This is a genomic window from Variovorax sp. J31P207 (genome assembly GCF_030316965.1).
Taxonomy (GTDB): Bacteria; Pseudomonadota; Gammaproteobacteria; order Burkholderiales; family Burkholderiaceae_C; genus Variovorax; species Variovorax ginsengisoli_B.
On record NZ_JASZYN010000017.1, the window covers coordinates 86,874 to 101,702 of the forward strand.

At 69.3% G+C, this 14,829-nt stretch carries 10 protein-coding genes; 1 reads left to right on the plus strand and 9 read right to left on the minus strand.

Going from position 1 to position 14,829, the window contains the following annotated elements; genetic code table 11:
* Positions 1–5 precede the first annotated feature (5 nt).
* The 7 genes from QTI68_RS35055 to QTI68_RS35085 all read right to left on the minus strand — a co-directional run bounded on the left by QTI68_RS35055 (position 6) and on the right by QTI68_RS35085 (position 10,144).
* Positions 6–1,163 carry an acyl-CoA dehydrogenase family protein gene (locus QTI68_RS35055; protein ID WP_286528575.1) on the minus strand — a complete coding sequence of 386 codons (1,158 nt, stop codon included), beginning with the start codon at positions 1,161–1,163 and terminating at the stop codon, positions 6–8.
* A gap of 20 nt (positions 1,164–1,183) precedes the next feature.
* On the minus strand, positions 1,184–2,425 hold the full coding sequence (locus QTI68_RS35060) for a thiolase family protein (protein WP_286528577.1): 1,242 nt from the start codon (positions 2,423–2,425) through the stop codon (positions 1,184–1,186).
* 29 nt (positions 2,426–2,454) lie between these two features.
* Positions 2,455–3,240, minus strand: coding sequence for an enoyl-CoA hydratase/isomerase family protein (locus QTI68_RS35065; protein ID WP_286528579.1), 786 nt, complete (start codon positions 3,238–3,240; stop codon positions 2,455–2,457).
* Positions 3,241–3,322: 82 nt separating this feature from the next.
* Positions 3,323–4,630 (minus strand): MFS transporter, encoded by a 1,308-nt coding sequence (locus tag QTI68_RS35070; protein ID WP_286528581.1) that lies wholly within the window; start codon positions 4,628–4,630, stop codon positions 3,323–3,325.
* Positions 4,627–6,105 carry a coniferyl aldehyde dehydrogenase gene (locus tag QTI68_RS35075; protein ID WP_286528583.1) on the minus strand — a complete coding sequence of 493 codons (1,479 nt, stop codon included), beginning with the start codon at positions 6,103–6,105 and terminating at the stop codon, positions 4,627–4,629. Before QTI68_RS35075 ends, QTI68_RS35070 begins: the two co-directional genes overlap by 4 nt.
* Entirely contained in the window at positions 6,102–7,820 is a 1,719-nt protein-coding gene (locus QTI68_RS35080) for a GMC family oxidoreductase (RefSeq protein WP_286528587.1), read from the minus strand. Before QTI68_RS35080 ends, QTI68_RS35075 begins: the two co-directional genes overlap by 4 nt.
* Before the next feature lie 17 nt (positions 7,821–7,837).
* Positions 7,838–10,144, minus strand: a complete 2,307-nt coding sequence (locus tag QTI68_RS35085; RefSeq protein WP_286528588.1) for an arylsulfatase — start codon at positions 10,142–10,144, stop codon at positions 7,838–7,840.
* Between the two features lie 149 nt (positions 10,145–10,293).
* Between QTI68_RS35085 and QTI68_RS35090 the strand changes: the two genes are divergently transcribed.
* Positions 10,294–11,337, plus strand: a complete 1,044-nt coding sequence (locus tag QTI68_RS35090) for an AraC family transcriptional regulator (RefSeq protein WP_286528590.1) — start codon at positions 10,294–10,296, stop codon at positions 11,335–11,337.
* Here QTI68_RS35090 and QTI68_RS35095 read toward each other — a convergent pair.
* The gene (locus QTI68_RS35095; protein WP_286528592.1) at positions 11,273–13,756 is read right to left on the minus strand and encodes an efflux RND transporter permease subunit; all 2,484 of its coding nucleotides are present in this window, start codon (positions 13,754–13,756) and stop codon (positions 11,273–11,275) included. The genes QTI68_RS35090 and QTI68_RS35095 overlap by 65 nt on opposite strands.
* Positions 13,756–14,823, minus strand: coding sequence for a WD40/YVTN/BNR-like repeat-containing protein (locus QTI68_RS35100; RefSeq protein WP_286528594.1), 1,068 nt, complete (start codon positions 14,821–14,823; stop codon positions 13,756–13,758). Before QTI68_RS35100 ends, QTI68_RS35095 begins: the two co-directional genes overlap by 1 nt.
* Positions 14,824–14,829: the final 6 nt, after the last annotated feature.

Here is a 14,829-nt window from a genome sequence, read left to right on the forward strand (position 1 = left end):
GGGGCTCAGAAGGCGTTCACGCCGGTCAGGGCGCGCGCGATGAGCAGTTGCTGGATCTGGGTGGTGCCTTCGGGAATCGGCGCCACGATGGCTTCGCGGGCCAGTTTCTCGACCAGGAAGTCGCGGGTCACGCCGTTGCCGCCGTGGATCTGCACCGCCTGGCGCGCCACCGTCACGGCGGCTTCGCAGGCGAAGTACTTGGCCATCGCGGCCTCCATCTCGGCCGGCACGCCAGCCTGAATCATCTCGGCGGCGCGGTAGACCATGAGGCGCGAGGCATCGACCTGGGTCGCCATCTCGGCCAGCATCGCGGCGATCAGCTGATGACCCGCGATGACCTTGCCGTGCTGCTTGCGCTCGGTCGAATAGCGCACCGCCTCTTCCAGCGCGCGGCGCCCGATGCCCAGCCCCTGCGCAGCGACGAAGACGCGGGAGCGCTCGAACATCGACAGCGTGTTCTTGAGCGCCTCGCCCTCGTTGCCGATCATGTGGCTGGCCGGCACGCGCACGTCGTTCAGGAAGATCTGGGCGGTCGACTGACTGTTCCAGGCGATCTTGTGGATGTCGCGCACCTCGTACGGATGCTCCTTGCGGTCGAGCAGAAAGTGCGTGAGCCCGCGGCGCGGATCGTCGCCGGTGCGGCAGGTGCAGATCAGGAAATCGGAGTAGGAGCCGTTGCTGATCCAGGTCTTCTCGCCGTTGAGCACGAAGTGGTCGCCGTCGCGGCGCGCGCGGGTCTTGATCTCGAGCACGTTGGAGCCGACGTCCGGCTCCGAGATGCCGATGCTGCAGAACAGCTCCCCGCTCACCAGGCCCGGCAGGTAGCGCTCGCGCAGGTGCTGCGGCGCCAGCTGCTGCAGCATGTAGGCGCCGAAGGAATTGATCAGCACCGGCACCGAGAGGTCGGCCGAGCAGGTCGCGACCTCCTCGAACAGCATGATCATCGTGAGCCAGTCGAGGCCCATGCCGCCGTGCGCCTCGTCGACCGTGCCCGAGATCAGGCCGAAGCGCGACAGCTCGCGCATGATCGCGCCCATCTGCGCCTTTGGCACGAACTTGTCACGGTATTCCTTGCTGAAGATCGGTTCGATCTCGGCGGCGAGAAATCGCTGGAGGCCGTCGACGGCGGCTTGCTGCTCTTCGGTTCTGATGACGTGTCCCATGGTGTGTCTCCGTGTGCGGGTTATGGTTTGGCGAGGATCGTGATCGCGACCACGGCCTCCTCGATGCCGTAGAGGCCGCCGCCGTTTTCCTGGATGGCGATGCGCGCGCCCTCGACCTGGCGCTTGCCGGCCTCGCCGCGCAGCTGCGTGACCAGTTCGTGCAGCTGGCCCAGGCCGGTGGCGCCGATCGGATGGCCCTTGGATTCGAGGCCGCCGGAAGGGTTGATCGGCAGGCGGCCGCCGACCGTGAAGTCGCCGCGCTCGGCCGCCGGGCCGCCGTCGCCGAAGGGCACCAGCATCAGCGACTCGGCATTGAGGATCTCGCCCATGGCGGTGGCGTCGTGCACCTCGGCGACATCGACGTCGGCGGGCGACACGCCGGCCTGTTCATAGGCCTTCTTGGCGCCCAGGTGCGCCACGATCTTGTGCGGCTCGTCGATGCCGCGGGTGCTGCCGGTCTGCACCACGCTGGCCAACACGCGCACCGCGCGACGGGCCTCGCCCTGCATGCGCTTCAGGCCTTCGGCGTTGCACAGCACGACCGCGGCGGCCCCATCGCTGATCGGCGAGCACATTGGCAGGGTCAGCGGATAGGCGATCGGCGGCGCGGCCAGCACCTGTTCGATGCTGCAGGGTTCGCGGTATTGCGACAGCGGGTTGTGCACCGAATGCTGGTGGTTCTTGGCCGCCACCGCGGCAATCTGGCGCTGGGTCGTGCCGTAGGTCTGCATGTGCTGGCGGCAGAAGGCCGCGTAGACGTCCATGAAGACGCTGTAGGGCTTCTCGGACATGGTGCCGGGCGGCGGCACGATGCCCTGCCCCATCGACATCAGCGCGGCCCGGTTCTGCGCCACGGTGGCGACGTCCCAGCCGCCGTCGAAGGCGCTGAACATCTTCGCCTTGTCGGGGATGTTCATTTTCTCGGCGCCGACCGCGAGCGCGATGTCGCAGCTGCCGGCGCGCAACGCCATGGTCGCCAGATTGAAGGCCGAGGAGCCCGAGGCGCAGGCGTTCTCGACGCTGAACACCGGAATGCCCTCAACGCCGAGCCGGCGCATCGCGATCGGGCCCGGGATCGCGGTCTGGCCCTGGAACTGGCCGTTGGTGAGGGTCGAGTAGAAGGCCGAGCCGATGTCGCCGATGCCGCAGCCGGCGTCGCTCACGGCGAGCAGCACGGCCTCTTCCACCATGTCGTAGACCGTCCGGTCGAGCAGGCGACCGAAGGGCGTCATGCCGACGCCGGCCACGTAGATGTCGTTCATTGCTGGTTGCCTCTGGAAATTGGGGCGTTTCAGCGGCCCGTGAAGTTCGGTGCACGCTTCTCGGCGAAGGCCGTGAGGCCTTCCTGGAAGTCGGCCGTGCGCATGTGCTGGCGCAGCATCACCTGCTCGTGCAGCAGCGCGTCGGCAGCGGTCTTGTCGGCCGAGGCGCGTGCCACCTGCTTCATGCGTCGAAGCGCGATCGGGCTCTTTTTGCCGATGTGGCGCGCCAGCGCCAGCGTGGCGTCGGCCAGGGCGGCGTCGGCATGCACTTCGCAGACCAGGCCGCAGGCCTTCATTTCGGCGGCCGAGAGCGACTTGCCGGTCAGCAGCAGGTACATCGCCATGTTGAGCGGGATCAGCCGCGGCAGGATGGCGGCACCGCCCGCGCCCGGGTAGACCCCGAAGTTGGCATGCGCATCGGCGACGGTGGCGCTTTCGGCGGCGACCACGATGTCGGCGCACATGGCGAGTTCCAGGCCGCCGGCCATGGTCACGCCGTTGAGCGCGGCGATGACCGGTTTCGGAAAGCTGCGCAGCTGGCCGAACACGGCGTTGGCGCGGTCCAGGAAGTCGGCCTCGCCAGCCGGCAGGCTGGCGCTGGCCAGCACCTCCTTGAGGTCGGCGCCGGCGCAGAAGGCCGGGCCGTTGCCGGTCAGCACCAGCACACGGATCTCGTCGTTGGCCGCGATCTCGGCCAGCCGCCGCTCGAGCTGTTCGAGCGTGGCGAGGTTCAGCGCGTTCATGGCGCGCGGCCGGTTCAGCGTGAGGCGCGCCACGGCGCCGAAGGCTTCGCAGATCAGGATGTCGTCGTTCATGTCTTTTGTCTCTCTTCAGGGTCTTCCGATGGCTTCGGAAGTGCATGGGGGGATGCTAGAAGTCCCATCCCTTCGCCACAGGTCATTGCAGCGAATTCACCGGTCCGGAGGATCCGGCGGGCGCGAAGCGCGCCGCATCGCGCTCGTAGCTGCGCGCGGCCAGCAGGAAAAGCGCCGCGGCCACGAAGGACACCAGCGGCGCCAGGGTCAGCGCGGTCCTGAGGTCGATCAGGTCCGACAGCAGCCCGACCAGGAAGGGCCCGGGCGCCAGGCCGAGCAGGCTGGCGCCCAGCACCGCGGTGGCCGTCACCGTGGCGCGCACCGCCGGATGGGTGACGTCCATCACGATCGCCACCGCGCAGCCGCCGTGAGCGACCGCGAAGACCGCGCCTGCGAACACCAGCCCCAGCGCAAGGCCGCCCGGCGGCAGCCCGAACCCGGCCATCAGCAGCAGGCCGCAGATCGCCGCATAGGCGGCCGGCACGACCGCGCGCAGCCGTGGCCGCCCGCGGCTCAGGCGGTCCGACAGGCCGCCGCCGAACAGCACGCCGAGGCCTGCAGCCAGCACCGCCACCGCGGCCATCAGCGCTGCCTTGCGCGGTTCGAAGTCGTAGCAGCGATGCAGGAAGGTCGGCATCCATGCGATCAGGATCGACGGGATCGCCATCTGCAGCCCGAAGGCCAGGAAGCTCAGGTTGCCCGAGCGGGCGACGAACACCTGCCGCACGAGATGGGCGAGCGGGAGCCGGGCGCCGCCTTTCGCCCCGAGCGCCGGCGCCACGTAGTCGCGCACCACGAAGGGATAGGCCAGCGCCAGGAGCAGGCCCGGTGCGCCGACCACGAAGAAGGCGCTGCGCCAGCCGTAGCGCGCTGCGACCGCGCCGCCGATCACCACCCCGAGCACCGAGCCGAACAGCCCCGCCGACTGGAAGGCGCCCTGGATCGCCGCACGCCGGCCCACCGGGAACACATGGGCCAGCAGCGCGGCACCCGCGGCGGCATAGGCGGCCTCGCCGACACCCACCACGGCGCGCGCCAGCAGCAGTTGCGTGTAGTTGGAAGCCAGGCCACAGGCGACGGTGGCGAGGCACCAGACGAAGGCCATCAGCGTGATGCTCCTGACGCGGCCCCATCGATCCGCGAGCAGCGACAGGGGCAGCGTGAGCACGCCCACCACCACCGAGACGATGCTGACCAGTGCGCCCAGTTGTGCATCGGAAACGCCCCAGTCGGACTTGAGGAACGGGAACACGGCGCCGATCACCTGGCGCGACAGGTAGTCCGACAGCATCAGGCCGAAGGTCAGCGCGAACACGGCCCAGGCGTAGCCGCCGGCCGCGGGCATCGGGGCTGCCACTGGCGCCGCGAGCCGGTCACAGGTCGCGCTCATGGCAAGGTGCCCCGGGCGCGCGACGAGGTCGCCACGGGCGCCTGGGCGTCGCTGCCCGGGCCGCGGCCGAGGAAGACCTTCATGACCAACTGCTGGACGCGCGAGCCGTAGGGCGGCCGGAACAGGTGGATGGGAAACCACCGCCGCACCGTGAACACCGACTTGGCGTGCGACAGCGCGCGGAAGCCCTCCGGCCCGCGCCAGCTGCCCATGCCCGAATTGCCGCTTCCGCCGAAGGGCAGGTCGCACTGGAACACGTGCCAGGCCCAGTCGTTGATCGTCATGCCGCCCGCATGCACGTCGCGCGCAAGGCGCCTGGCCTCGCGGGTGTCGCTGCCGTAGTAGTAGAGCGCGAGCGGTCGCGGGCGGGCCGCCACGAAGGCGATCGCGTCATCGATCGACTCGCAGGCCAGCACGGGCAGGATCGGGTTGAAGAGCTCCTCCTGCATGATCCGCATCTGCGGCGTTACGCCGGTCACGATCTGCAGCGTGACGATGCGGCCACCGTCGCCTGCGCCGCAAGAGGTCACGGTGGCGCCCTTGGCCACCGCATCGGCGAGCAGCTCACGCACCCGGTCCGCATGGCGATCGGAGGCCATGCTGGTGTAGTGGGCGTCCGTCACCGGGTCGGGCACCATGCGCTGGAACTCGCGCACCGCAGCGGCGACGAACGCGTCGATGCGCTCGGGCGGCACCAGCGCGTAGTCGGGCGCGACACAGGCCTGCCCGCTGTTGAAGAGCTTGCCATGGGCGATCGAGCGCGCCACCGTGCCCATCGAGGCCGAGCGCCCGACGATCGCGGGCGACTTGCCGCCGAGCTCGAGCGTGACCGGCGTCAGGTTCGCCGCGGCGGCGCGCATGATCTCGCGGCCGATCGCGGGCGACCCCGTGAACACGACATGGTCGAGCGGCAGGCCCGCGAAGGCCCGGCCGACCTCGATCCCGCCGCCGAACACCGCGACCCGTTCCTCGGGGAAGACCTCGGCCAGCATGCGGCGCAGCACCTCGGTGCAGCGCGGCGAGAACTCCGACATCTTGATCATCACGCGGTTGCCGGCCGCGAGCGCCGCGACCAGCGGGCCGACCGATTCGACGACCGGGAAGTTCCAGGCCGCGATCACGCCGACCACGCCCTTCGGCTGGTAGACCACGCGGGCGCGGTTGCCGAGGAACATCCAGTCGACGCCGCGCCGCTCGCTCTTCATCCATTGCCGCAGGTGCCCGAGCGCATGGTCGATCTGCAGCGCGGGCCCGAGCACGTCGAGCATCTTGCATTCGGATTCCGAGCGGCGGCCGAAGTCCTCGCTCATCGCGCGCGCCAGCGGGTCCTGGCATCGCTGCAGCGCGCGCCGCAGCGCCTGCAGGTCGCGTCGGCGCTCGGCGAGCGTGGGATACGGCGCCGCAAGGAAGGCCTTGCGCTGCAGGGCCAGCGTGCGCTCCAGGCCGTCGATGGCCGCGTCAGAGGCGCGGGTCATGCGAGGGCCTCCGCGGGTTGTGCCGGCTGGGCCTTCGCGGCCTGCGATCCGTCGATGGAGGCGGCCGAGCCCTGCACGCGCGCAGGCAGCGCGGCCGCGGCCTTGATCATGTCGGCCGCTTTCTCGGCGATCATCACGGTCGGTGCGTTGGTGTTGCCCGAGACGATGTCGGGCATCACCGACGCGTCGACCACCCGCAGTCCGGTGACGCCCTTCACGCGCAGCTGCGCATCGACGACATCGTCGGCACCATTGCCCATGCGGCACGTGCCGACCGGGTGATAGGCGCAATCGGCATTGGCCCGGATCAGTTGCTCGATCTCGGCATCGGTCCGCGCCCAGGCCGAGCTTTTCGATTCTCGGCCGCCGAAGCGCGCCAGCGCGGGCTGCCGCATGATCTGGCGCACGCGCTTGAAGCCGCGCACCAGGCAATCGACATCGCTCTGCACCGACAGGAAGTTGGTGTCGATCAGCGGCGGCGCCATCGGGTCGGCGCTCGCGATCGAGACGCTGCCGCGCGACTTCGGGCGCAGCATGCCGGCATGCACCGAGTAGCCGTTGCCCCACAGGATCTTGCGGCCGTGGTCCATGATCTTCGCGACCACGAACACGATCTGCAGATCGGGCACGGTCTCTTCGGGCCGTGTCCGCAGGAAGCCGTTGCCTTCGGCGAAATTCGTCGTCAACACGCCGCGGCGGTGCCGGGCCCAGTGGACGAGGCCCTTGAGCACGGACCACGCGCTCGACAACGACAGCCCGAGGAGGCCGCGCGAGGCGCCCGCCTCGTAGGTGTGGACCAGATCGATGTGGTCCTGGAGGTTCTTGCCCACGCCCGGTGCGTCGAGTACCACCGGGATGCCGTGCTTCTCCAGGACCGCGGCAGGGCCGATGCCCGACAGCATCAACACCTGTGGCGACTGCAGGGCACCGGCCGAAAGCAGCACTTCGCGCCGCGCCGCCACGCGCCGGGCGACGCCCCGGGCATCGCGGTAGTCGACCGCCACGGCCCGGCCGCCCTCCATCACGATGCGCGTGGTGCGTGCGCGCGTGACCACGCGCAGGTTGGGCCGCGCGAGATTCGGCGTCAGGTAGGCCTTGGCGGTGCTGCACCGCTCGCCGTTCTTCTGCGTCACTTGCGTGAGACCCACGCCTTCGAGGAACGCGCCGTTGAAGTCCGGGTTGGGCCGATGCCCGGCCTGCACCGCGGCTGCGACGAAGGCGCGCGCATAAACGCTGGGCTCCTGCACGTCGGCGACGTTGAGCGGGCCGCCGGCACCATGGTGCTCGGTCTCGCCCCAGAACTCGTTGTTCTCGGCCTTGCGGAAGTAGGGAAGCACCTCTGCGTAGCTCCAGCCCGCGTTGCCGGCCGCGGCCCAGCGATCGTAGTCGCTGCGGTCGCCGCGGATGTACATCATCCCGTTGATCGAGCTCGATCCGCCCAGCGCCTTGCCGCGCGGCTGGTAGCCGATGCGGCCGTTCATGCCCGGGTTGGGCTGCGTCTTGAAGGCCCAGTTGAAGATCGGATAGGGCATCACGATCGGCAGGCCGGCCGGGCACTGGATCAGCGGGCTGTGGTCGGGGCCGCCCGCCTCCAGCAGGCAGACCTGCACCTCGGGGTCTTCGCTCAGCCGGGCCGCCAGAACGCAGCCGGCCGAGCCGCCGCCGATCACGATGTAGTCGGCCGTGCGCGGATCGATCTGGACCGGCGTAGACAAGTTGGATACTGGAGTCGTCATGGGGTGTAGACGATGTGCACGTCCGCGATGCGGCCGTTGAAGCGGAACGGCGCCCGCTCGGCGTAGGCCAGCGAGACCGGCGACCCGAGGTTGATGCCGACGTCGAAGGTCTCGCTGGCGGTAAAGCACAGCGGCGCCGTGAAGGGCGCGCCGCCGCGCGCCACTTCCGCGCCGTCGACCCGCATCAAGAAGGTCGCGGGCGCGCCCGGCGTGGGGCCGGCCATCGAGGTCAGCAGTTCAATGCGTCGGACGCCCGGCTCGATGGGCTCGGCACTGCGCATCCGCGTGCGCATCACCGTGAGGCAGTTGTATTCGAAGTGCAGATAGCCGGCATCCATGTAGAGCACCAGCCCGCCCGCCATGCCACCGAGCGCATACAGCACACCCTCGCCCCTCTCCGGCAGGGTCAGCTCGACCGTCACCTTGTTGTTGCGCGCGCGCAGGTTGGGCGCGCAGAACTCGGGCAGGCGCGTGACATCGGCATTGAAGTGCCATTCGGTCTGCGTGGTGCCGATGCGCGCCGCGGGGTTCAAGAGTGGTCCAAGCCCGGCGCCGATCGGATAGACGTGGTTGGCACGCGCCTCCTGGTCGAACAGTGCCTGCAGCTCGGCCAGCTTTTCGGGATGCTGCCGCGCCACGTCGGTCGACTGGGAATAGTCGCTGCCCAGCCGATAGAGCGACCAGACGTCCTCGTCCGGATTCCAGTTCGCGTAGGCCGCCGCAGTGGCCGACAGCCAGGGCAGGCGCGGTCCGAACACAGAGGCCATCCAGCCGTCGGCGTAGATGCCGCGGCTGCCGAAGATCTCAAAGTACTGCTGCGTCTTGCGCGTCGGCGCCGCCGCGTCGGCGAAGCTGTAGGCCAGGCTCAGGCCGTCGAGCGGGTCCTGCGCGACGCCATTGACCGCAGTCGGCGGCACGATGCCGATCAGCTCGTAGATGGTGGGTGCGATGTCGTTCACGTGATGGAACTGGCCGCGCACCGCCGGATCGGCCGCGATGCCCTTGGGCCAGGAGACCGCCATTGGCACCCGCGTGCCGCCGAAGTAGCCCGCGACCAGCTTGGTGCCCTGGAACGGGCTCTCGCCGGCCCAGGCCCAGCCCGCGTGGTACATGCTCGCGATCAAGGGGCCGCCGAGCGCATCGAGCCCGCCGTACTGCTCGTCGAGGATCTTCATCTGTTGCGCGAACGGGATCGGCACGCCGCTGATCGACAGGATCTCGTTGATGGTGCCGCCCGCGCCCTCGGCCGAGGCACCGTTGTCGGAAAGCACGTAGAAGATCAGCGTGTTGTCGCGCAGGCCGAGCCGCTCGAGCTCGTCGATGACCTTGCCGGCCTGCACGTCGGCATGTTCCAGAAAGCCGGCGTAGACCTCCATGAGGCGCGCCTGGTACTTGCGCTCTTCGAGCGGCAGGCTCTCCCATCCGGCCAGCGTGTCGGGCCGCGGCGTGAGCTGGCTGTCTGGCGGAATCCAGCCCAGCGCCTTCTGCCGCTCGAAGGCCTGCTCGCGATAGACGTCCCAGCCGCCGTCGAAGCGGCCCTTGTACTTGTCCGACCATTCGGCGAAGACCTGGTGCGGCCCATGCACTGCACCGGGCGCCCAGTACATGAAGAAGGGCTTCTCGGGCGCCAGCGCATGCTGCTCGCGCAGCCAGCTGGTCGCTTGCGCAGCCAGGTCCTCGCTCAGGTGATAGGCCGGGTCGTTCGGCGGCTCGATCGGCGTGGTGTTGCGGTAGAGGCTAGGCTGGTATTGCGAGGTCTCGGCCGCGATGAAGCCGTAGAAGTGGTCGAAGCCGCAGCCGGTGGGCCAGCGGTCGAAGGGCCCGGCGGCCGAGGTCTGCAGCGCCGGCGTGTTGTGCCACTTGCCGAAGGCGGCCGTGCTGTAGCCGTGGTGCTTGAGGACCTCGGGGATGGTGGCGGCACTCTTGGGGATTTCGCCCGTGTAGCCGTCGAAGTCGCTGGCGAACTCGGTGATCGTGCCGGATTCGACCCGGTGATGGTTGCGGCCGGTCAAGAGCGAAGCGCGCGTGGCTGAGCAGATCGCAGTGGTGTGGAAGGCGTTGTAGCGCAGGCCGGTGTTGGCGATGCGGCTCAGCGTGGGGGTGTGGATGGCGCCGCCGACCGTGTCGGCGTGAGCGAAGCCGACGTCGTCGAGCATGATCACGAGCACGTTGGGCGCGTCGGCGCGCAGCGCCGTGCCGCGGCTGCGCCACTGGTGGGTCGATTCGGCAAGGGTGCGGCCGGCCACGCTGGCGCTGGGCGTCCGGGCGAAGGGAAGTTCGCCGTCGCGGGGTTCCTGGGTCATCCGTCTGTCTCCGGTTCTTTGGCTCTTAGGGGAGGTCCAGTCTAGGAACGCAAGCCGCGCCGCACCGGTCTTTGCGGCCAATTCGATGGTCCCGTCGGACCGGGCAAACCAGATTGTCAAAAGCCCCGCTTGCCGCCACGATCGCGGGCATGAATCCTCCCCTGCCCTCTGCGGGCGCCCCGGCGCGGGAGCCGACCACGATCGGCGGCTACGTGCTCGCGATCTCCAAGGCCCTGCAGGCCAGCGGCGTCGACAGCACCCGCGTGCTGAAGGCGGTCGGCGTGCCGCTCAACATGACCAACGACCCCATGAGCCGGCTGCCGGTCAGCACGCTCACGCGGCTGTTCCGGGCCTGTGCCGACGTCACGGGCAGCCCCTACTTTGGGCTCACGGTGGCGCGGTTCATCCATATCTCCAACCTGCATGCGCTGGGCTATGCGCTCGCGGCCAGCGCCGACCTGCGCGAGTTCTGCCAGCGCCTGGAGCGCTACTTCCGGTTGGCCTCGCAGACCAGCGAGATCGAGATCGTCGAGTCGGCGGACGATCTGCAACTGCGCATCCGGCCGCTGGTCGATGTCTCGTCGGAGACCGAGGACGCCTTCCTGGGCTTCCTGGTGCTGGCCATGCGACACCTCTACAAGCCCGACTTCAACCCGCTGCGGGTCTCGTTCTCGCATCCCGAGCCGCACGAGGGTGCCGCGCCCTACGAGGCGCTGTTCCGCGCGCCCGTGGACTTCAGCCAGCCCGGGCCGATGCTGGTCCTGCCGCGCGCCGACCTGGACCGCCCGCTGATCGGCGCCTGCGCCGAACTGGCACAGCTCAACGACAACCTCTCGAACACCTACCTGGCCCGGCTCGAGAAGGACGACGTCGTGACCCGCGTGCGGCAGAAGATCATCGAGTTCCTGCCCAACGGCAGCTGCACGCGCGACATGGTGGCCGACGCGCTCGCCATGAGCCCGACCACGCTGCAGTTCAAGCTTGCCGAGCGCGAGACCAGCTTCCACGACCTGATGGACGCCACGCGCAAGGAGCTCTCGACAGGCTACGTGCGGCAGTCGTCGCTGTCGATCACCGAGATCACCTTCTTGCTCGGCTTCAGCGACACCAGCAACTTCACGCGCGCCTTCAAGCGCTGGCAGGGCGTTTCGCCCACGGCCTTCCGAGAGAGCGCGAAGCCGACGCTGGCTTGAAGTGCCTGTCTGCCAGCAGGAAGTGCGACAGGGCCGGGATCAGCACCAGCGCACCGACCATGTTCCAGACGAACATGAAGGTCAGCAGGATGCCCATGTCGGCCTGGAACTTGATCGGCGAGAACACCCAGGTGACGACCCCCGCGGCCAGGGTCACGCCGACGAGCGCGACCACCCGGCCCGTGAACATCAGCGCCTCGGCATAGGCCTCGGCCAGCGTGAGGCCGCGGCGCTGCGCCGCGAGCTGCACGCTCAGCAGGTAGAGCGCGTAGTCGACCCCGATGCCCACGCCGAGCGCAATGACGGGCAGGGTCGCGACCTTCACCCCGATGCCCAGCAGCACCATCAGCGCCTCGCACAGGATCGAGGTCAGCGCGAGCGGGATCACCGCCACCAGCACCGCGCGCCATGAGCGGAAGGTGACCAGGCACAGCAGCACCACGGCCGCGTAGACGTACAGCAGCATCGTCCGGTTGGCTTCCCGCACCACGATGTTGGTCGCCGCCTCGATGCCGGCCGAGCCCGCGGCCGGCAGCAGTTGCAGCAGCGCCGGGTCGGTCGGGTTCCGGGCATTGAAGCGCTCGACCGCAGCCAGCACCGTGTCGAGCGTCGCCGCCTTGTGGTCACTCAGGTAGGCGACCAGCGGCATCACCGAGCATTCGGTGTTGAAGAGCTCGGGGTTGTTCACACTGGCCTGCTGGGCGCCATAGTTCAGCACGTCCTGGTTGCGGCTGATCGTGAGCCACTTGGGATTGCCCTCGAACGAGCCGGCCGTGATCTGCCGCACCACGTCCTGCAGCCCGAGCGTCGCGCGCACCTGCGGCAACTGCTGCAGCTCCCAGGCCAGGCGGTCGGCCTGCACCAAGGTCTCGTACTTGAGGCAGCCCTCCTTGGGCGTCTTGACGATGACCGCGAAGACGTCGCTCGACAGCGCATAGTTCTTCGTCACGAAAGCGTTGTCGCGGTTGTAGCGCGAATCGGGGCGCAGCTCGGGCGCACCGGGGTCGAGGTCACCGACCTGCAGCCCGAGGCTCAGCGCGAAGCCGCCAGCCGCCAGCACGGAGGATGCGAGCACCGCGGCCAGCGCCCAGCTGCGCCGGGCGGCGAAGCGGGCCAGCCACAGCCAGATTCGCCCGCCGCGCCCCTCGGCCTGCGCCTGCTCGAGGCGCATGCTGCGCGCCGCCGCCTGCTGGCTCACACCCACATAGGACAGCAGCACCGGGAGCAGCAGCAGGTTCGTGAAGATCAGCACCGCGACGCCGATGCTCGCGGTCAGGGCGAGTTCGCGAATGACAGGGATCGGTATCAGCATCAGCACGCCGAAGCCCACCGCGTCGGCCAGCAGGGCCGTGACGCCCGCCAGAAACAGGCGCCGGAAGGTATAGCGCGCGGCCACCAGCCGGTGGGTGCCGCGACCGATGTCCTGCATGATGCCGTTCATCTTCTGCGCGCCGTGACTCACGCCGATCGCGAACACGAGGAAGGGCACGAGCATCGAATACGGGTCGAGCTCGAGGCCCGCCAGCTTCACGATCCCCACTTGCCACATCACCGCCACCAGCGAGCAGGCCAGCACCAGCGCGGTGCTGCGCAGGCAGCGCGTGTAGCCGTAGAGCAGCAGCCCTGCGATCAGCGTCGCGATGCCGAAGTAGCTCATGACCTGCAGCAGCCCGTCAAGCAGATCGCCGACGATCTTCGCGAAGCCGATCACGTGCACCTTCACGCCCCAGGGCTTGCCGTCGGGCGCCAGCCCCTGCTCGTACTTGTCGCGGATGCGGGTCTCGAGGTCGCGCGAGAGGCCCCGGTAGTCGAGCCGCTGCGCCTTGCCGCCGCCGTCGAGCAGCGGGACCACGATCGCGCTCGATCTGAAGTCGTTGGCGACGATGCTACCCGCCAGCCCTGCGCGGGCGACGTTGAGGCGCAGTTTCTCGACGCTGGGTGGCGCGCCGTCGAAGTTGTCGGGCATCACGGGGCCGCCCTGGAAGCCCTCCTCCGTGACCTCGGTCCAGCGCGTCGCGGGCGTCCACAGCGACTTGACCCAGGCGCGGTCGACGCCCTTCATGAGGAACAGGTCGTCGTTGATGTGCTTGAGCGCATCGAGGTAGCGGGCGTCGAAGATGTCGCCGCGCTCGTTCTCGACCACCACGCGCAGCGTGTTGCCCATGCCGCGCAGTTCGCTGCGGTTGGCGAGGTAGTTCTGAATGTAGGGATGACCGACGGGGATCATCTTCTCGAAGCTGGCGTTGAGCGCAATTCGCGTGGCGAAGAAGCCCAGCACCAGTGTCGCGGCGATGCAGGCCAGGCAAACCCACAGTCGGTGATTGAAGACCGCGCGTTCGAGCCAGCCGCCCGAGTCGCGCGGGAAATTCTTCAGGTCGCGCACGACCGGCATGCGGTCGAGGCCGGATGGATGTGACATCAGCTGTCCTTCGTCTTGAATTCGACGCTGCGAAGGCCGCGCGGCCCGCCCAGCACGAGGGTCTTGTCGTCGGCGAAGGCAACGGCGGCGAGCGGCATCGAGGGATTCAGCCCTGAAGTCGTGAAGTGAAGTCCGCCGTCGGCGCTGCGCACGATGTTGCCCGCCTGGTCGACCAGCACCACGGTGCCGTCGCCCGCGACCGCGCCGCTCACGATGCTCGCGGGCAGGCCGGTGGCGACCGCCTGCCAGCTGCGGCCATCGTCGGCGCTCAAATAGGCATGGCCGCGCATGCCGAAGGCCAGCACACCGGCGCTGGTCGCGACGATGCCGAAAAAACTGCCCGTGTAGGGCGAGCCCAGCGCGTGGAAGCGATCGCCCTCGGGCTCGCGCTTGAGCAGCAGACCGCCCTCCCCCGCGGCGTACAGCGCGCCGCGGCTGGCGCAGATTGCGTAGAGATTGAGCAGGCCCGGGTTGTCGATGCGGTCGAACCACGGCTCCCAGCGCTTTCCGCCGTCGCGCGTCTGCATCACGAGGCCGTAGGCGCCGACCACGAAGCCGCTGGCGGCATCGGTGAAGCAAAGGTCAAGGAAGGGCTTGTCGGGGCCGGCCTCGGCATTGCGGCGCGCCTCGTCGAGCAGCTTGTGGTCCTGGGCCCCGGCATCGGGCGCCGCCACCCGGCGTTGCATGTGGTCGAGCACCAGCGCGTTGGCCTGGCGGCCGTCGAGCAGCCGTTCCCAGCGCCGGCCACCGTCGCGCGTGCCGAGCACGGTGCCGTCATGCCCGGTCGCGTAACCCGTGTCGGCATCCGCAAAAGCCAAGGCCGTGAGGTCGGCGTTCGCAGGCACCGCGGCCTGCACCCAGCTGCGGGCGCCGTCGCCGGAGTGCAGCACGTGGCCGCGCTGCCCCACCGCCACCAGCCGGTCGCCGGCGCGCGCGATGCCGGTGATGAGGCGCTGGCCGGCCAGCGCGCTGGCTTGCGCGCGGCGTTCGGGCGCTTCGGCGGCCGCCGCGGCGGCCCCGCCGGCGAGCGTTCCCAGGGTGGCGAGCAGCAGGCCTCGGCGATGCATCGAGGG